We start from the raw sequence: 16,770 nt of genomic DNA, 5'->3' as shown, positions 1-16,770 counted from the left end.
TCCCAAGTACCTCCATGAAGGTTGATCTGAAAACGGGATCAATATGAACGGAACGTCTGGTTACTCGCTTTGCAATCTGGAATTCATTGAACTGTAAATCGGACGAGCATTTCAAATACAACGATCATTATTCGCAACATTATTACATCCCTATTACGTATCGAATACATTTTGGTGACTGGCGGTATTTTCGGGACTTCCTTTTAGAGGTTGCGCACTTCATCTGCCACCGCACCAACCAACTCGTGGTCATGGCTGATCAGCAAAGCACCGCCCCCATTTGCAACAAACCTGCGGACCGCATTGACAACCGTAGCGGTCGTGGCGGGATCAAGCATCGCACTCATCTCGTCGAGAATAATGTAGTTCGGCTTTGCCGCGACGGTTCTGGCCATGGCAGCGCGTTGAAGCTGGCCGTCGGAAACCTGCGCGGGGTATCGCTCTAAGAGGTCGCGTGTCAATCCGACAGAAGCAATGAGTTCGTCAACATCAACATGCGGTTTGGCGACCTGCCGGATGGTTTTCCCCAAGGTCAGTTTTGGATTGCATGAACGGCGGGGAGACTGGAACATCATGCCTATTCTGCCCTGCACCGTTTCGGCCGGAGCGGCCACGGACATTTCCGACGCTAAAACCATCACAAGTGACCAGTCCATATGATGGTTGGATAAGGCCCGCCATCACCCGCCCGAGGGTTGTTTTTCCTGTCCCGGATGGCCCGGTCAAACCCAATATCGACCCGGCATGAACAGTGAGGCAAACCTTGTCGAGAATCCGGACGGGACCAGACTGGGAATGCCCGAATTCAACAATTACATTCTCTGCTTTCAAGCAAGCCATCACAGCGCTCCGGCGGCTGAAAGCCGTGCCGCGTAATTATAGGTTTCGGGCAAATCAGTGAGCACGGGTGGCACGCCCGGCATCATGTGCAATCCATTGCGGGGTAATGCGGCAAGCAGGTCGCGGGTGTAACGCTCCTTTGCTCCGCCAGCCAATATATCGCGTGCCTGCCCGCTCTCTACCATTCGGGAAGCATACATGACGCTGACAGTATCAGCAGCACCGCTATCGATGAGCTCCGCTATATCATGCGTGATGAGGATCACGGCAGCGCCCGCATCTGCTGTCCCGCGTAAAAGGCGCAAGAGGCCCACCGTAAGATCGGGATCCAGAGAAGCCGTCGGCTCGTCAGCAATAATTACTTGCGGATTTCCCGCCAACGCGAAGGCAACCGCGGCGCGCTGGGCCATTCCGCCGGACAGTTCATGCGGATAGAGGCTGAGCGCGGTGGGGCTGAGATCAACATGGCTCATCAGCTCGCTGGGCGTAAGCGGGCCGCCAAGGACAGTGACAGTCTCAGTGAGCTGCGATCCCACGGTGCGCACCGGCGTCAGGAAGGTGGCTGCCGATTGCGGTATAAGCGCAATATTGCGGCCCGCCAGTTCACGTTCCCGCCCAAAAATGCTCTGCCCATCATAAGTAATATTGCCTGTGACCTTGGCCGAGCGTGGCAGCATCCCTGTAAGAGCTTGCGCGATCATTGATTTTCCGCAACCGGATTCGCCCACCACCGCATGAATGCGGCCCTGCTCCAGCGTAAGACTGACCCGTGTAACCGCATGTACGACACCGCCGTTCAAAAGTGGCAGTCGGATGGTGAGATCGTCTATAATTACAGTCATCAAATAGAACCCCGCACGCCATTCATGCGGCCCGTGAGGTTCGTACCCACAATCCCGATAGACAAGGTAACCGCGATTAAAAACAGGCTTGGAAATACAAGCAGCCACCATTGCCCAAGCAGCAAAGCCCCTTGCGCATCGGCAAGGAGCGTGCCGAGCGATGCTTTGTGCACAGGGAGTCCAATCCCAAGGAACGACAAAGTCGATTCATGCCAGATTGCATGCGGTATGAGGAGTACGAGTCCGATCATGCTTTGACCAAGTGATGCAGGCACAAGATGGTACCAAATGATCTGCCAGCGACTCATCCCTGAAAGCCATGCCGCCTCGACATATTCGGCATGTCGAAGCCCCAATATCTGCGCTCTCACGATGCGCGCAATCTGAATCCAATGCGTTAGAACAAGAGAGGCAACAATTGCCAGCAGTGAGCCTCGGAATAGGGACACGATGATCACCCCGAGCAAAACATGTGGCAACGCGTTCATTCCATCCATAAGGCGCGTAATGGTTCGGTCGACCCAGCCGCCCGTCATACCCGCAAGAATTCCAAGCAGCATGCCAAACAGGCTCGATCCGACGGCCGTCGTCAGCGCAATCGTCAACGATATTCGCAGCCCGGTCGCCACTCTGATAAATAGATCATGGCCAGCAGAGTCCGTGCCGAAAAGACCACCTGCACCAGGCGCAAGCCCGCTGCGCGCAAAGTCAGCCGATAGGGGATCAACATTGGTTACCCAAGGCACAATAAATGCATAGCCGCCGATCAGCATAAGTACAGCCCAGGCTATTGATACGGCTGGAGAGGGCCACAATCGTCGATTCCACGAGACCTCAAGCATCGGCGTCCACGCGCGGATCGAGAACGACATAGATCACATCCGCCAGCAGATTTCCGATCAGCACCAGCATTGTTATGGCAAGCGTGAGAAAGGTCAGCAGAGGAAAGTCCAGAGATTGCGCGCTTCTGACGAGCGCGCTTCCCAAGCCCGGCCAGGCGAAAATTGTTTCAACGAGAACAGAACCGACAACAAGCTCCGGTAACCGCGCCCCCACCAGCGCTATGAAAGGTGGCAATGCAGTCGGCAGGACGTGTCGGCGCAAAATCATCGGGTACGGGATGCCGCGAACACGCGCGCCCCGCACCGCATCAGAGGTCAACACTTCGGCAATTGAATCCTTCAGGCTTAAAACCAGCCATGGTATCTGAGTTACGCCCAAAACCAGGCCTGGAACCAGAAGGTGGCTCACTGTCGATGCAAAGCCTATTGGCTGCCCCGGATATGTCAGCCCTCCAGTCGGCGCCCAATGCAATGACAAAGCAAAAAGACCAAGTGCGGAAAGCGCAAGGACAAATGGAGGGGTTGCCTGCAATATGATCGTCAGAACACCGATCGAGCGACTGATCAGGCTTTGCGGCCGAAAGCCGGCAATGGCGCCCAACAGGAGCGACACAACCACACTGATCATCAATCCTGTTACGCCCAATAGAAGGGTCCATGGCAATCGGTCCCGAAGAACCTGCGCAACCGGCTGATAGTACGATCGGGATATGCCGAGTTCTCCGCGACACAGGCTGCTTATCCACTCCCACCATGTCAGATACCAGGGAGTATCCAGACGCAATTCTGTGACGAGTTTTGCCTGTTGCGCAATGCTGAGCTCTCCGGCACGACCGCCCATATAGGCATCAAGAGGATCATAAGGACTCACCGCCGCAAGCGCAAAGACACCAATGGTGACGAGGACGAGAAGTGGGATCAAAAATCCGAAGCGTCTGGCAACCATGACAAGAATATCGTGGCGCCGACGGCGCCACCTTTCATGCAACATACCCACACTATTGCCTCTGCCAATTTTCGATCGCATACCATGGGCCAAACCCCACTCCATGCGTATGAGGCTCCAGAATCGCAGCATCCCTTGTGAAACCTTGCTGCCGCTTCACATAAACATGATTGAGATAGGCCAGTTGCAGCATGGCAGGCTTCAATCGATATTGCTGCTGTATCTGCCGGTATAGATCGACCCGCTTACCGGAATCCTGTTGAACGCGCGCTTCATCCAGCAAGCGATCGACAGTCGGATTGATGTAATCAGAACCATTGTCCCATTTCGCTCCCACTCCGGACTTGGCATATTTTGAGTGCAGAATATGATAAATCTGGCCATCAATCGAGTAAGGTATGCCGCCGCCGCCCAGCATGACTGGCGTGCGGGCGTAAACTTCCGCAGTTACTGACTTGGAGTCCTGCGCTACCAGATTGAGCTCAATGCCAATTTTCTTAAGATCACTGGCGGCAGCAAGACTTAGATCCTTGCGCGCACGATCACGATTGGGGAAATAGATAACGTCGAAGGCCGCACGCAGACCGTTCCGAGCGCGCACGCCATCCGGCCCCACGACCCACCCCGCATTGTCGAGAATTTTCTTTGCCTGCTCGGGATCATATGGAAACTCTTGGCCCGGGTCATAGCTGTCACCATAAAACGAAGCCAAAAAGGTGGAATTCGCAACGCCATGCCCTTTCAGCACATGCTTGACCATGCTCTCACGATCCACTGCGAGATTAACAGCAAGGCGCACCGCATCGTCACCGGCAACCGGATCGCCAGCCGGGAGCGTAAGGCCTCGCCAATCGGCAGTAGGAACGGAAATTACTTCAAACTCAGGAGCCTGAAATGTTTGCGCCAGCTCGGCAGCCAGCATACTGCCATCACCCTCACCGGCGCGCAGTTGCTGAGCGCGGGCATTTTCATCGGCCGTGTGGCGGATGATGATCTTGTCGACCTGTGGCTTGTTGTCCCAATAATCGGCACGCGCACTCATGATAGCCTGGTCTGGCCGAAGTTCGGTCAGCACATATGGACCCGTGCCAATAGGCTTGTCATTAAGCGAAGAGTTTTCCGCTTTACCAAGATTGGCGAAATCGAACGCTTCGGAAGGGGCGATTGAATTGAGCAAGCGGCGACCAAACTCCGCCAAGGGTTCCTTGAGCGTAAACTTAACTGCGCTACCCTCCGCCTCGACCTTTTCCACTTTGTCCCATGCAGAGATTTCCGACGATGCGGAACGGGGATCAAGCAGGGCCTTGAAGGTGGCCACGACATCCTCGGGACCAAACATCGTGCCGTCGGAAAAACGCACACCGGAGCGAAGTGGTACCGTCCAGACGCGATTATTGTCGCTTGCGACACTGGGACCGGAAGCAAGGATTGGCGTAAGGGCAGGTTGCTTGTTGAAAACGCCTGTCTCAATCCGATAAAGACCTTGATAGATATGCGAGTCGCCGTTGCGGCCGTGACCAGTGATTGGATTGTACCGGCCCAGCATATCTCCATCGATGATGATAACGGTGTTGACCGAAGGGGACGATGTTTCCGCCAAGGCAGGCGGAATAACCAAAAAGATGCTTGTAATTGCAGTAGCGAGCAAGCACCTGACGTTCATTAAAGAGGTCATTAAAAAATCAATCCTTTTAATACAAACTGCAAAATTAATCGGCGCGGCGGGGAGAAAAATTTCCAAAACTCAATTCACGCAAATCGATACTTAATAACATAACCTATCTTCTCACAAGCTGTTTTTTTATGGCGTGAAATTTTCCGGTTTTTAGGCCTCGGTAGATGCGATCGGCGCGCTGTTATTGACAGCACCGCATACGGATGATAGCCGTATGATATTATGATTGTTTTAGTCAATTTATATGTTAGATGATATATTATTACACATAATCAAGAAGGTCTTATTATGCTTGGCAATGGGCTTAAGTCACTTTGTACAATTGGTTTGATTGGTATTTTGACAGTGGGGTCCGCTACGGCTGACAGCACAAAGACGCAATCCATCGTTGATGAGCGGGGAACGACGGTCCAAGTGCCGGTTGAACCCAAACGCTTAGCCGCCATTTCTTATTTCGCGACGGATGTTGCGTTCGCGCTTGGCATCAAACCAGTGGCGACCACCTACATGGCGGCCGGTCGCGACCCCGATTTTCTTCTGGGCATGACAAAGCAGATCAAACAAATCGGCCAGCGGGCTAAACCAAATCTGGAATTGCTGTCGGAAGCCAAACCCGACATTATCGTTGCCATGCGCCGCTACACTATCGGCAATGCCGAACAGTTGCAGAAGATCGCGCCTTATGTAGCGTACAATATGGAGCTTTTGAGCGAAAGCGATCGCGAGATCTCCCAACTTGCAAAGATACTCGGCAAGCCCGAGCGTGGCGATGAACTGAATGCGGCATTCTCCCAGCACCTTGCCGAATACAGTGCCAAAGCGCCGAAAAATGTGCATCCGCGTTTTCAGATCATGTGGGCTGGAGATACCCCGTGGTCTTTCCATACCGAGAATACGACGGCCTCGATTGTGGCGGCTCTCGGCGGTGACAATATCGCAGGTTCAATGCGTCCCGGCGGACCGTTCGGGGTAGAACTCAGTCTTGAGGCTATGCTGGAAAAAGACCCCGAGGTCATTTTTGTCTATGATTCTGGCCCCGACCGCCCCCACGAGAATAACCCGATCTGGCAGCAGCTTTCTGCAGTCAAGAATGGCCGTGTTTTTTATGTGGCCGATCATTGGGTAGAAACCAACGGTCCAATCGCCCGCGAAATCGTTTTGCGTGAAGCAGCGCACTATCTTTATCCGGACACCTTCCCGAAGGTCGATGTCAGAGCGGAAGCCGCTAAGCTGATACCTTCAGACATTCAGTAGTTATACTTCTTGGCGCAGCGGCAAAAAACGGGGATGGGGCGATCAGCAACTATGACCGCCCTTATTGTGGCAACAGCCCTGCTGGTTGTGGTTGCCGGCCTGCTCGTCGGCTCCAAACCGCTAGGATTGTCCAAGGTTCTATCGGTTCTCGTATCGCCCGATGGCAAGATTGAATCAATCCTTGTTTGGACACTGCGCTTGCCCCGGAGCCTTTCGGCCCTTGTGGCAGGCGCGGGGTTGGCGGTGTCGGGCTATCTGTTGCAGGCGCTAACGCGCAACCCTCTGGCTGGTCCGGATATTACCGGCGTCGCATCGGGCGCCGTAGCACCCATCGTATTCTGCTTTGTATTTCTACCGTGGATTTCGTCGGTCTATCATCCATTTGTCGGGTTGGCTGGCGGTCTGACTGCTGCCTCGGTGACACTTTGGATATCGCGTGGCGGAAGGGGCCGTCCGCTGCATCTTGCTCTTGGCGGCATCAGCGTTTCACTTTTTCTGGGAGCAATAACCACCTATGTTCTGCTGCTCAGCGGACCGCAAACACCTTCCCTCCTTTTCTGGTTATCCGGCGGGTTTCAGGGAAGATCATGGCCGCAGCTTCTGTACATGACACCTTGGGTTGCTGTTGCCGTGGTCGGCGCTTTTGCCTGCCAGCGTGTCATCGGCATGCTGGCACTCAGCGAGCATGCATCCATCGGCATGGGCCTGAATATGAATTTGTGGAAACCGATACTCCTTGTGCTTGCTATTATGCCCGTAGCCGGTGTCGCGCCGGTCGCGGGGCCAGTTGCTTTCGTTGGTCTTGTCTCGCCCCATATTGCTCGACTGCTCAAGCCGCAGAGCACCCTATGGTCAATTGCCTTGACAACCGCCATTGGTGCTTTGATGGTTGTAACTGCCGATGTGATTGCCCGCAGCATTGCCCTGCCGCGCGAACTTCCGGTGGGAATTATCACCGCATTGCTGGGTGGCCCATTCTTTGTCTATCTCGTCCAAACGCAAAGTTTTTCGCTGAAAGGCGGTCATTGACATGACAATGTCCGCCCCGGTCCAACGCCCATCTCTCATTGCACCATTATTCGCTTTGCTCGCATTAATGGTGCTGGTATTTTTGGCCGCGGTGTTCTTGGGCGTTGCGGATCTTCCGGCGACTGATGTAGCAGCGGTCATGGCGGGCCATGGTTCTGACCAAGCCAAATCAATCATTCTAGATATCCGGCTACCGCGTATTGTTACTGGAATACTTGCAGGTATTCATTTCGCCGTCGCTGGACTCTTGTTGCAAACCATCACCCGAAACCCACTCGCCGATCCCTCGATCATGGGAATTTCGCAGGGTGCAACGCTGGCCGTCACAATTTTCCTTTTGTTTGCCGTCTATATTTACGATCCCGGCTCCAATACGCTCGCGGTACTGCCGGTCGCATGGCTACCAGCTATTGGCACTGTCGGCGGCATCATGGCGGGTGGCATCATTTATTTCCTCGCCTTCAGACTCGATCTGGGACCGCTCAGGATCACTTTGTGCGGCATCGCAATCGGCGCCGTCCTGCACGCCGCCGCTATCGGATTGATTGCCGGATGGGGTTCAGCGCGCATTGAAATCCTCCTGGAGTGGTTATCCGGCAGTCTTTACGCACGCAGCTGGAATCATGTGCTTTTCCTTTTGCCCTTTACAGTTGCAGGGCTCGCCGTATTGCCGATCCTGCGGCGCTCCATAGACCTTTTGCGGTTCGATCCCCCGGTTGCACGATCCTTCGGTCTCTCCTATCGCAAACAATTGTCGGTTGTTCTGCTGTTGTCTTGCGCGCTTGCGGCAAGTGCCGTGGGTGCTGTTGGCCCCATCATTTTTGTGGGACTTGTCGTTCCGCATCTTGCCCGTTTTTTGGCAGGAAAACGTTTCGCGCTTGTACTGCCTTTTACCGTTGCTCTCGGCGCATTCATTGTTACCTTGGGCGATCTTCTTGGCCGTCTCCTCGGACAGGCCGAAGAAATCCCCATCGGGGTGGTCACGGCGGTCTTTGGGGTGCCTGTATTGATCGCCCTGCTTCGCAAGATACCTTGAGGATCATAATGCCCCTCTCCTGCTCGCAATTGTCGGTTTTCTATGGATCGCGCAAAGCGTTGAACAGCTTCAACATTGACCTGAAGGCCGGAGAGGTTCGGGCGCTCATCGGGCCCAACGGCTCGGGTAAGAGCACTGCATTGCAGGCACTCTCAGGTTTGATCGTGCCGCGGGAAGGTCGCGTTGAAATCAACGGCAAACCCGCCAAACTAATGTCGCGACGAACCATTGCCAAGCAGATGGCTTTCCTGCCGCAACAACCTTCGGCTCCCGACGAGATGACTGTTGAACAGCTCGTCAGGCAGGGCCGCTATCCGCATGTAGGCTTGTTTCGCAGCTACAACAGCCATGATGAACTGGCCATCGAATGGGCGTTGGAAAGCACAGGGCTGACCGCTCTTGCTGACCGAAGCCTGCTCGAGCTTTCGGGAGGCGAGCGGCAGCGCGCCTGGATATCAGCGGCTCTGGCACAAGAAGCCCAGATCCTGCTGCTGGATGAACCGACATCGTTTCTCGATATCGGTTTTCAGGTGGAAGTCCTCAATCTGGTTCATCGTCTTAGCCGCGAAAGGGGCGTGACAATTATCATGGCCATTCATGACATCAATCAGGCCATCTCCGTCAGCGACCGAATTTCGCTGCTGGAAAAAGGTCAGTTGCTATTCGATGGCGAGCCCAATGCCCTTGCCGAAAGTGGCCTGATCGAAAAAGTATTCCGGGTTAAAGGCAACTTTGTCCGCATCACGCCGGAGAGCCGTCCGCACTTTGATATTGAGCTTGCCCGAATGCCAGGCGCCAGGATTTAGAGCTCTTCTGTAGCGGGCAGAACGATTCTATCCAAGCAGAACCTTAAGCCTTTAGCGGTGGCTGATCTGGAAGCGTTGCTGCCCCGCCATTCATATCAAGCTGCATCAAAACCGTATCCAGCCAGCGACCATGCTTGAAGCCAGAGGCTTCTATCTTGCCGCAATGCCGGAAGCCTGCCTTGGTATGAAGCTTTACGGATGCAGAGCCTTCGTGACCGTCGCCGATAACCGCGATAAACTGACGGAACCCCAGGGCAGTGCAGTCATCAATCAGTCTCTGGATGAGGATTTTCCCCAAGCCCTTTCCTTTGGCTTCCGGGGCGATGTAGATCGAGTCTTCTACTGTCCACCAATAGGCAGGGCGTGACCTGAAATAGCTGGCATAGGCATAACCAATAACCTTACCGCCCTGCTCGGCCACCACATAGGGAAAGCCATCTGAAACAAGCGAATGAAACCTTTTCGTCATTTCCTGAAGATCGGGCGCGTCGATCTCGTACGTAGCTGTGCCGTGAAGGACGGCATCGCGGTAGATTTCAGTGATGGTTTCGAGATCGGCAGGCTGCGCGGGGCGGATATGAATGTCAGACATGGCTTCGCTTGATGAATAATTACTGACAGCTTTCATGCACCTATTTGGTGCAAACTTAAAGGTGCTGACACCGCAAACGGGATCAAAAACCTATATTCAAGGCATAAAAAAGGGCAGCTTGCGGCTGCCCTTTTCAGTATCACTGCCTGCGCAAAACTATTCGCGGTTGCCCAGGAACTGCAGCAGGAACATGAACATATTGACGAAGTCGAGATAGAGACGAAGTGCACCCATGATTGCCTTGCGGCCATAGGAGTCCGAATCGTCGCCTTCATAGTACATTTCCTTGATCTGCTGTGTGTCGTAGGCGGTAAGACCTGCAAACACCAGCACGCCAATCGCTGAAATAGCGAACTGCAATGCGCTTGACTGAAGGAAGATATTGACCACCGAAGCGAGCAGGATGCCGATTACGCCCATGAACAGGAACGAGCCGAAACCGGAAAGATCACGCTTGGTTATGTAGCCATAGAGCGAAAGCGCGCCAAACGACGCCGCTGTGATGAAGAACGTCTGCACAATGCTTCCTGAAGTATAGACCAGGAAGATTGACGAGAGCGACGCGCCAACGAGCGCGGCATAGACCCAGAAGGTCGTCTGGGCTGCGGCAACGCTCATCGAGTTAATGCGGAAGCTCAGGAAGAACACTGCAGCCAGCGGCGCGAGCATGACGACCCACTTCAGCGGCGATACGTAGAACGTAACACCGAAGCTGGTCAGCATCTTGCCATTTGGCAAAGTAGCAGCCGCAAGCGACGGATCATTTGTCGTCGTCATATAAACGATTGCGAGGGCGGCAAGACCGGTCACTGCGAGACCGATCGCCATAAGATTATAGACCTTCAGCATGTAGCTGCGCAGACCTTGATCGATCCCCGCGTCCACACGCACTCCGGCCGTATTCTGGGCCTGGATGTTGCGATAGTCAGCCATGGTTTTCCTCATTGCTTCGTCCCGCCCTTGTGTCGGGGACTATCCCCAGGCTCCGCTGGCGGGACCCCAGCATGCCTTGACAAGAATTATGGTGATTAACCCGCCCTATAACAAGTCCTGTTTTACTCAAGATTGCGTGCGCAATCGCAAAATAGGGCTCAAATAGTCAAATATTACATGATTTTAATCATTTTAGAGGTTTCTGAGCACCGGCGCAGCCTTTTGTCCCAATATGCGCCATGTTCCTGCAAGGCCGAATCCCACTGTTAGAACCAGGGCTACTGCAACAGTCATGACCGCAACTTCCGGCTGGAATGAAGCTGGCAGGGACATGACCCTGACGATCACGTACCAAGCTGCCAAACCTCCGGCCAGCAGCGCGAACACCGCCGTCGACAGCCCAAGCAGCACATATTCCAGCGTAAAGGCCTTGATGAGCGTACGCCGCGTCGCCCCAAGTGTTTTCAGCACCACAGCATCGTGAATACGTGCCCGGTTCCCTGCCGCCAATGCGCCGCCCAAGACCAGTATCGACGCGATCAAGGCAACGGACGCGGCGGCTCGAATGGCCACTGCCAATTGCCCCACCAGTTCATTGGCAATGGTGATGGCATCCTTGACGCGAACTGACGTGACGGCAGGATAAACGCTGGTTACCTCCCGCATCACATTGGCTTCCTGTGCCGTGGTCGCGGTGGGATCTGACAGCGTTGCCAACCATGCATGTGGGGCGCCTGCAAAGGTGTTAGGCGAGAAAACCATGACGAAGTTGATTGCAAGTGATTCCCATTGCACTTCGCGGAAGTTGGCAATTCGCGCCGTCATATTGCGGCCGAGCACGTTAACGGTGACTGTATCACCAAGCTTTAGGCCGAGATTGCGGCCCTCTTCTGCTGAAAAGGACACCAATGGTTCGCCCGTATAGTCGGCTGGCCACCAGCTGCCTTCAGTCAAGGTTGAATTTTCCGGCACGTTTTTCGCGTAAGTAATGCCTCTGTCACCACGCAGCACCCATGCGCCCTCTGGTGAAATAGTCATCTTGGTAATGTCCGTGCCGTTGAAAGCAACGATACGGCCGCGCAGCATAGGCGCGCTTACAATCTTTCCATTGGGCGCTGATTTTTGCAGCAGATCCTTGAACTGATCTATTTCCCTGCTTTGAATATCCACGAAGAAGAAATTCGGAGCCTTTTCCGGCAGATTGCCCGCCAATTGCTGCCTGAGGCTACCATCAATCAAGGCTAGGGAAACAAGCAGGGTCAGACCGAGGCCGAGCGACAAAATCACGGAGGGTGTCAAGGCGCCAGGCCGATGAATATTGCCGATAGCAAGACGGAATGCTGTCGAGGAGACACGGGGCGCACGACGCGCAAGCCATTGAACCAGGCTGGAAACTGCACGCAGGATAATGAATGAAACGGCAACGGCGCCCACGAATACAATAGCAATGCGCCGGTCATAAGCGAAATAGATCGCCAGGAGACAAAGCGCTCCCATCAGCGCGACGGCAATGCCGATGTAAGTGGGTTTTGGCCAGCCGCGCTGATCGAAACCCTGCTCGCGGAATAAGGCAGTCGCCGGAACGTCGCGCGCCCGCCCTAAAGGCAGGATTGCAAAGGCCAGCGTCGTTAAAAGACCGAACAGGGCAGCCCAGAGCAATGCACCGGGATAAAAACCGCCTGCTCCCGCAATGGGGAGGACGTTTTGAAGTGCGTAGGCTGCAAGATAGGGAATGGCCGCAGCTGCAATCAAACCTACAAGAATGCCGACAATGGCCAGAATGACGATTTGAAAGAGATAGACCGCAATAACAAACCAACCCGGCGCGCCGAGTGATTTGAAGGTAGCGATAACGCCGCGCTTGCCGTCGAGATAGGAACGAACGGCATTGGCGACACCAACGCCGCCAACAACAAGCGCCGTCAATCCGACCAGCGTCAGGAACTGTGAGAAGCGTTCAATATTGGCGCTAAGTGACGGCGCAGCATTGGTGCGGCTGCGAATTGTCCAACCAGCTTGCGGAAACTTTTCCTGTGCTTCGTCGCGTATGCGTGTGATGGTCTCCTCGCTGGAGGCCGCCGGAAGAGAAATTTTATAATTGTGATCGACGAGACTGCCGGGCTGAACAAGTCCGGCGGCACCGAGTCCTTCAAGCGACACCATGAAGCGTGGTGCAAAACCAAAGCCGTCCGAAAGTGCATCCGGCTCATTCACAATAACCGAACGAACCTCAAAACTTGCCGAGCCGAGGAGAATGCGGTCGCCAAGCTTCAAGTGCAGACGCTCCAGAAATATCTCAGCTACCGCGGCACCATAGGCGCCTTCTTTTTCATCAAAGAGCGCCCCGTGATCAAGCTTTGGCGTTGTTTCGAGTTTTCCATTCAAAGGATAAGAACCATCGACGGCCTTGACCTCCACTAATGATTGATCGCTGCCATCGGGAAGCCGTGCCATGGAGCGCATATTGGCACTCACGGCCAACTTGCCCTTGCTTTCAAGGAAGGCGCGCTCTTCTGCCGTGACTTCGCGCTGGTTGAGCTGGAAGCGGATATCGCCGCCAAGAATGCTTTGGCCCTGGGTGGAAATTCCCGAAGTTACCGAATTGGCCACCGAGTTGACGCCGCCGATCGCGGCGACACCGAGCGCAATGCAGGCGAGAAATATATAGAATCCCGAAAGACCGCCGCGCATTTCACGCAGCGCAAATCGCAGAGCCAGTTTCAATGTTGGACCCGAACCAAACGACAAATTGCTCATGCGGTTTTTGCCAAGGCCGGCGCGCCTTCATCCGACTCGATCAGGCCCGAGCGCACACGAATTTCCCGGTCGCAGCGACCGGCCAAGCTGGTGTCATGTGTGACAAGGACCAAGGTGATTCCCAGTTCGCGCTGTTTTTCAAAAAGGAGATCGGCGATTTGTCGCCCTGTCGCCGTATCAAGGTTTCCGGTTGGCTCATCGGCAATCAGTATCTTGGGCGACGGTGCAAGGGCTCTGGCAATAGCCACGCGCTGTTGTTCACCGCCTGAAAGTTCGCCCGGGTAATGGGTGACGCGATCTGCCAGACCCACGGCCGCAAGCATGCGTTCTGCAATGGCAAAAGCATCGGAATTTCCGGCCAACTCCAAGGGAACGGCCACATTTTCCAATGCTGTCATGTTCGGAATGAGATGAAATGACTGAAACACAATGCCGATATTCCGGCCGCGAAAAGCTGCCGTGGTATCCTCGCTTAACGTTTCAAGCCTCGTGCCTGATATTTGAACCGAGCCGGAATCCACATGTTCAAGTCCTGCCAAAACCATCAAAAGCGTGGATTTTCCGGAACCTGAGGGACCGACAATCCCAACGGATTGACCCGTATCAATATCGAGGGAAATACCCTTGAGGACATGCACGGCCGAAGCGCCTGTGCCAAGTGTCAACTCAATGTGATCGAGTTTGATAACGGATTTCGTCACGAAAAGACTTCCTTTGCGATATGGTCCACACAACATGCAACGCAGCTGATCTGATATGGGTGTCCCGAAATGATATTCAAACCGTTGATAAGAATTGTTGTTTTTCTAAGTCTTGTTGCCTTGCCTGTTTCGGCTTTGGCCAATCAAAATACCGTGTCCGGACAACCGCTGTCGGTTGTGGGCTTCGGTGACAGCCTGATGTCGGGATTTGAATTACCCGTTCAGGACTCGTTTCCAGCCCAGCTGGAAAAGGCATTGAAGGACAAGGGGATAAACGTCACAGTCGCAAATGCGGGCGTGGCGGGTGAAACAACAACTGACGCGGTGAGCAGGTTGGACTGGTCTGTACCGGAAGGCACGGGCCTGGTTATTCTTGAATTTGGCGCCAATGACGCACTGCGTGGCATTTCACCGGAGATAAGTGAAAAAAACCTCGCGGAAATCATCGAAAAGCTGCAAAAGCGCAAAGTTCAGGTCATTTTGGCCGGAATGCTTGCGCCACCGAATATGGGCGGTGATTACGAGGACAAATTCAACGCGATCTTCCCCAGATTGGCGCAGAAATACGACGTCCCGCTCTATCCCTTCTTCATGGAAGGCGTGGCCGCGCAGAAATCATTGCAACTTGAAGACGGTATGCATCCAAATACGCAAGGCGTCGCTAAGATGGTGGAAGGGTTTTTGCCGGTCATCGAAAAAACCATCGCCGACGATACATCGTCGTCTAACAAAGCCACAAATTCCAACATATCGCAGTAGAACACATACCGTGACCAATTTGTCGCGCAGGGCAAGAATATGAACTTATGGCTTGCCCCCGGACGGGTTCAATGATTCTCTAGGTGCACAACTCGATTCGGGGAGGATGCCTTATGCCGCGTCTCTTTACTGCCCTCGAAATTCCGCGCGACGCCGCACTCTCGCTGTCGTTGTTGCGCGGCGGGCTTCCAGGAGCCCGATGGATCGATGTCGAAAACTATCACATCACATTGCGTTTCATCGGGGATGTCGAAGGTCACGTTGCCGACGAAGTGGCAAACGCTCTTGATCGCATTCGACGTCCTGAATTTACTCTCCGTCTTTCTGGCGTTAACGCCTTTGGTTCCAAGAAGCCGCACAGCGTGGTTGCTTCTGTAGCGCCCTCGCCCGATATTCAGGCACTGCAAGCTGAGATAGAGCGTATCTGCCAAAGACTTATGCTTGCTCCCGATCCTCGGAAGTTTACGCCACATGTTTCGCTGGCCCGGCTACGCAATGTCCGCAACGAGGAAATAGCCCATTATCTCTCGTCGCGGGGCAATTTCTCCACGGCACCCTTTCCTGTCGGGCGTTTTGTGCTGATGTCATCACGCGATTCAGTCGGTGGCGGGCCTTATATCGTCGAGGAGGCCTGGCCTCTGGAGTCGCGCCGGTCGTCCTATCAGAACCTTGCGGAAAGGCCTTTTGAGGCCGCAAGGATCATCCGGTAGATCGCTTCGAAATCAGAATCTGTGCCGTAATAAGGGTCGGGAATTTGCTTGGCATCGCCGAGGGCAACCCCATAAAATAGTCCTGTTTGCGCGGATGCACCGACAGGACGGCGCTTTTCAATGGCAGCCATGTTCATTCTGTCCATGCCGACAATCAGGTCAAAGCGATGAAAATCATCGGCCACCAGCTGCCTGCATTGTTGGTTGGAAATATCGATACCATAACGACGCGCTATTTTGATCGATCTCGCATCCGGCGCTTCGCCGGTGTGATAGCCATTGGTTCCGGCAGAATCGATCAACGCTCCTCCGGCTTTGCCTTCTGCTTCCAACACGGCTCGGAATACGCCTTCTGCCAAGGGCGACCGGCAAATATTGCCAAGGCAAACAAAAAGAACGGAACGAAGCGGCAACGTTTTCATTTCGGCACCATAATAGGCAAGATAGCGTTGACGATCCCACTTACCAAAGAATTCACATCATTGTGAGCAAAACTCTTGCACCGCCCCCTACTCCTTCCCATGTTCTTAACGAACAAATCGAAGGAAAAGGAATGGACGAGATCAAGATCGGCGAAATTCTGGAGCCGGGCAGCGCGCATCAGCAGCGCTCGCGCGAGGAACGTGTTCGCGCTTCTTTCTGGAAAACCGTGCGTAAGGCGGCAAAGAATATTCCGTTTCTTGACGAAGTGGTTGCGGGCTACTTTTGCGCGCTCGATCCTGCCACGCCGACCAAGGTGCGCGGTATATTACTGGCGTCGCTGGCTTATTTTGTCCTGCCGCTGGATATCATTCCAGACTTCCTCCTTGGTCTCGGTTTTACTGACGACCTGGCTGTGATGATGGCGGCGCTGAGCGCTATCCGAAACAATATCACCCCTGCACACAGGGCTGCCGCGCGACAGGCGATCGCCGATCTGGACACGGACGAGAAAGATTGACCGGCATCACAAGAGTGTGAAGTGCCCAAACGCCAAAGTCTCGCCGCTTTTGTTTGGCTGGTGTTACGGCATTGGACTTGAACGAGGCTGTGACCTTTCTAGCTCTAA

General features: G+C 54.2%; 17 protein-coding genes and 1 pseudogene. 7 read left to right on the top strand and 11 right to left on the bottom strand.

Going from position 1 to position 16,770, the window contains the following annotated elements:
• Positions 1-203 precede the first annotated feature (203 nt).
• The 6 genes and pseudogenes from ACTJI9_RS11975 to ACTJI9_RS11950 all read right to left on the bottom strand — a co-directional run bounded on the left by ACTJI9_RS11975 (position 204) and on the right by ACTJI9_RS11950 (position 5,016).
• Positions 204-614 carry an ATP-binding cassette domain-containing protein gene (locus ACTJI9_RS11975; protein ID WP_440808222.1) on the bottom strand — a complete coding sequence of 137 codons (411 nt, stop codon included), beginning with the start codon at positions 612-614 and terminating at the stop codon, positions 204-206.
• A 58-nt stretch (positions 615-672) separates the two neighbouring features.
• A pseudogene (locus ACTJI9_RS11970) lies at positions 673-840 on the bottom strand (ATP-binding cassette domain-containing protein); the annotation flags it as partial.
• Positions 840-1,682 (bottom strand): ATP-binding cassette domain-containing protein, encoded by an 843-nt coding sequence (locus ACTJI9_RS11965; protein ID WP_440808220.1) that lies wholly within the window; start codon positions 1,680-1,682, stop codon positions 840-842. The gene ACTJI9_RS11965 and the pseudogene ACTJI9_RS11970, both read right to left, overlap by 1 nt.
• The gene (locus ACTJI9_RS11960; protein ID WP_440808216.1) at positions 1,682-2,497 is read right to left on the bottom strand and encodes an ABC transporter permease; all 816 of its coding nucleotides are present in this window, start codon (positions 2,495-2,497) and stop codon (positions 1,682-1,684) included. Before ACTJI9_RS11960 ends, ACTJI9_RS11965 begins: the two co-directional genes overlap by 1 nt.
• Positions 2,498-2,516: 19 nt before the next feature.
• Positions 2,517-3,470 carry an ABC transporter permease gene (locus ACTJI9_RS11955; protein WP_440808213.1) on the bottom strand — a complete coding sequence of 318 codons (954 nt, stop codon included), beginning with the start codon at positions 3,468-3,470 and terminating at the stop codon, positions 2,517-2,519.
• Positions 3,471-3,522: 52 nt separating this feature from the next.
• Positions 3,523-5,016 carry an ABC transporter substrate-binding protein gene (locus tag ACTJI9_RS11950; protein WP_440808478.1) on the bottom strand — a complete coding sequence of 498 codons (1,494 nt, stop codon included), beginning with the start codon at positions 5,014-5,016 and terminating at the stop codon, positions 3,523-3,525.
• A 417-nt stretch (positions 5,017-5,433) separates the two neighbouring features.
• Here ACTJI9_RS11950 and ACTJI9_RS11945 point away from each other — a divergent pair, with 417 nt between their 5' ends.
• From ACTJI9_RS11945 to ACTJI9_RS11930, 4 genes are read left to right on the top strand one after another with little or no spacing between them, the layout of a single operon-like run.
• Entirely contained in the window at positions 5,434-6,399 is a 966-nt protein-coding gene (locus tag ACTJI9_RS11945; protein ID WP_440808211.1) for an ABC transporter substrate-binding protein, read from the top strand.
• 51 nt (positions 6,400-6,450) lie between these two features.
• Positions 6,451-7,428 carry a FecCD family ABC transporter permease gene (locus tag ACTJI9_RS11940; protein ID WP_440808207.1) on the top strand — a complete coding sequence of 326 codons (978 nt, stop codon included), beginning with the start codon at positions 6,451-6,453 and terminating at the stop codon, positions 7,426-7,428.
• Position 7,429: 1 nt separating this feature from the next.
• The gene (locus ACTJI9_RS11935; protein WP_440808204.1) at positions 7,430-8,464 is read left to right on the top strand and encodes a FecCD family ABC transporter permease; all 1,035 of its coding nucleotides are present in this window, start codon (positions 7,430-7,432) and stop codon (positions 8,462-8,464) included.
• A gap of 8 nt (positions 8,465-8,472) precedes the next feature.
• Positions 8,473-9,270: an ABC transporter ATP-binding protein gene (locus ACTJI9_RS11930; protein ID WP_307281390.1), complete on the top strand. Its 798-nt coding sequence runs from the start codon at positions 8,473-8,475 to the stop codon at positions 9,268-9,270.
• Between the two features lie 43 nt (positions 9,271-9,313).
• Here the strand turns inward: ACTJI9_RS11930 and ACTJI9_RS11925 are convergent, their stop codons facing one another.
• From ACTJI9_RS11925 to ACTJI9_RS11910, 4 genes are all read right to left on the bottom strand, one after another.
• On the bottom strand, positions 9,314-9,862 hold the full coding sequence (locus tag ACTJI9_RS11925) for a GNAT family N-acetyltransferase (protein ID WP_307281393.1): 549 nt from the start codon (positions 9,860-9,862) through the stop codon (positions 9,314-9,316).
• Between the two features lie 156 nt (positions 9,863-10,018).
• Entirely contained in the window at positions 10,019-10,795 is a 777-nt protein-coding gene (locus ACTJI9_RS11920; protein WP_440808199.1) for a Bax inhibitor-1/YccA family protein, read from the bottom strand.
• A gap of 192 nt (positions 10,796-10,987) precedes the next feature.
• Complete coding sequence (locus ACTJI9_RS11915; RefSeq protein ID WP_440808197.1) at positions 10,988-13,552, bottom strand: ABC transporter permease; 2,565 nt, start codon at positions 13,550-13,552, stop codon at positions 10,988-10,990.
• The gene (locus tag ACTJI9_RS11910) at positions 13,549-14,253 is read right to left on the bottom strand and encodes an ABC transporter ATP-binding protein (RefSeq protein ID WP_440808194.1); all 705 of its coding nucleotides are present in this window, start codon (positions 14,251-14,253) and stop codon (positions 13,549-13,551) included. Before ACTJI9_RS11910 ends, ACTJI9_RS11915 begins: the two co-directional genes overlap by 4 nt.
• Before the next feature lie 69 nt (positions 14,254-14,322).
• Here ACTJI9_RS11910 and ACTJI9_RS11905 point away from each other — a divergent pair, with 69 nt between their 5' ends.
• Together ACTJI9_RS11905 and thpR are read left to right on the top strand one after the other, a co-directional pair.
• A complete protein-coding gene (locus ACTJI9_RS11905) occupies positions 14,323-15,012 on the top strand; it encodes an arylesterase (protein ID WP_307281405.1) in 690 nt (229 codons plus the stop codon).
• Positions 15,013-15,125: 113 nt separating this feature from the next.
• Positions 15,126-15,722 (top strand): RNA 2',3'-cyclic phosphodiesterase, encoded by a 597-nt coding sequence (gene thpR / locus ACTJI9_RS11900; RefSeq protein WP_115054469.1) that lies wholly within the window; start codon positions 15,126-15,128, stop codon positions 15,720-15,722.
• On the opposite strand, the gene ACTJI9_RS11895 is transcribed toward thpR, so the two are convergent.
• Positions 15,674-16,144, bottom strand: a complete 471-nt coding sequence (locus ACTJI9_RS11895) for a low molecular weight protein-tyrosine-phosphatase (RefSeq protein WP_440808191.1) — start codon at positions 16,142-16,144, stop codon at positions 15,674-15,676. The two genes, thpR and ACTJI9_RS11895, sit on opposite strands and share 49 nt — an antisense overlap.
• A 131-nt stretch (positions 16,145-16,275) precedes the next feature.
• Between ACTJI9_RS11895 and ACTJI9_RS11890 the strand changes: the two genes are divergently transcribed.
• Positions 16,276-16,662 (top strand): YkvA family protein, encoded by a 387-nt coding sequence (locus ACTJI9_RS11890; protein ID WP_440808189.1) that lies wholly within the window; start codon positions 16,276-16,278, stop codon positions 16,660-16,662.
• Positions 16,663-16,770 lie beyond the last annotated feature (108 nt).

Source organism: Phyllobacterium sp. 22552 (assembly GCF_052044585.1).
Lineage (GTDB): Bacteria > Pseudomonadota > Alphaproteobacteria > Rhizobiales > Rhizobiaceae > Phyllobacterium > Phyllobacterium ifriqiyense.
The sequence above is the reverse complement of the archived record's forward strand: the minus strand, read 5'-3'. Positions and strand labels throughout refer to the sequence as shown.

What these genes read in the sequence shown, in the direction of transcription:
- ACTJI9_RS11920 (WP_440808199.1), bottom strand. Translation starts at nt 10,795, where the DNA reads ATGGCTGACTATCGCAACATCCAGGCCCAGAATACGGCCGGAGTGCGT.
- ACTJI9_RS11890 (WP_440808189.1), top strand. Translation starts at nt 16,276, where the DNA reads ATGGACGAGATCAAGATCGGCGAAATTCTGGAGCCGGGCAGCGCGCAT.
- thpR (WP_115054469.1), top strand. Translation starts at nt 15,126, where the DNA reads ATGCCGCGTCTCTTTACTGCCCTCGAAATTCCGCGCGACGCCGCACTC.
- ACTJI9_RS11965 (WP_440808220.1), bottom strand. Translation starts at nt 1,682, where the DNA reads ATGACTGTAATTATAGACGATCTCACCATCCGACTGCCACTTTTGAAC.
- ACTJI9_RS11930 (WP_307281390.1), top strand. Translation starts at nt 8,473, where the DNA reads ATGCCCCTCTCCTGCTCGCAATTGTCGGTTTTCTATGGATCGCGCAAA.
- ACTJI9_RS11950 (WP_440808478.1), bottom strand. Translation starts at nt 5,016, where the DNA reads ATGCTGGGCCGGTACAATCCAATCACTGGTCACGGCCGCAACGGCGAC.
- ACTJI9_RS11940 (WP_440808207.1), top strand. Translation starts at nt 6,451, where the DNA reads ATGACCGCCCTTATTGTGGCAACAGCCCTGCTGGTTGTGGTTGCCGGC.
- ACTJI9_RS11915 (WP_440808197.1), bottom strand. Translation starts at nt 13,552, where the DNA reads ATGAGCAATTTGTCGTTTGGTTCGGGTCCAACATTGAAACTGGCTCTG.
- ACTJI9_RS11895 (WP_440808191.1), bottom strand. Translation starts at nt 16,144, where the DNA reads ATGAAAACGTTGCCGCTTCGTTCCGTTCTTTTTGTTTGCCTTGGCAAT.
- ACTJI9_RS11905 (WP_307281405.1), top strand. Translation starts at nt 14,323, where the DNA reads ATGATATTCAAACCGTTGATAAGAATTGTTGTTTTTCTAAGTCTTGTT.
- ACTJI9_RS11955 (WP_440808213.1), bottom strand. Translation starts at nt 3,470, where the DNA reads ATGGTTGCCAGACGCTTCGGATTTTTGATCCCACTTCTCGTCCTCGTC.
- ACTJI9_RS11935 (WP_440808204.1), top strand. Translation starts at nt 7,430, where the DNA reads ATGACAATGTCCGCCCCGGTCCAACGCCCATCTCTCATTGCACCATTA.
- ACTJI9_RS11925 (WP_307281393.1), bottom strand. Translation starts at nt 9,862, where the DNA reads ATGTCTGACATTCATATCCGCCCCGCGCAGCCTGCCGATCTCGAAACC.
- ACTJI9_RS11945 (WP_440808211.1), top strand. Translation starts at nt 5,434, where the DNA reads ATGCTTGGCAATGGGCTTAAGTCACTTTGTACAATTGGTTTGATTGGT.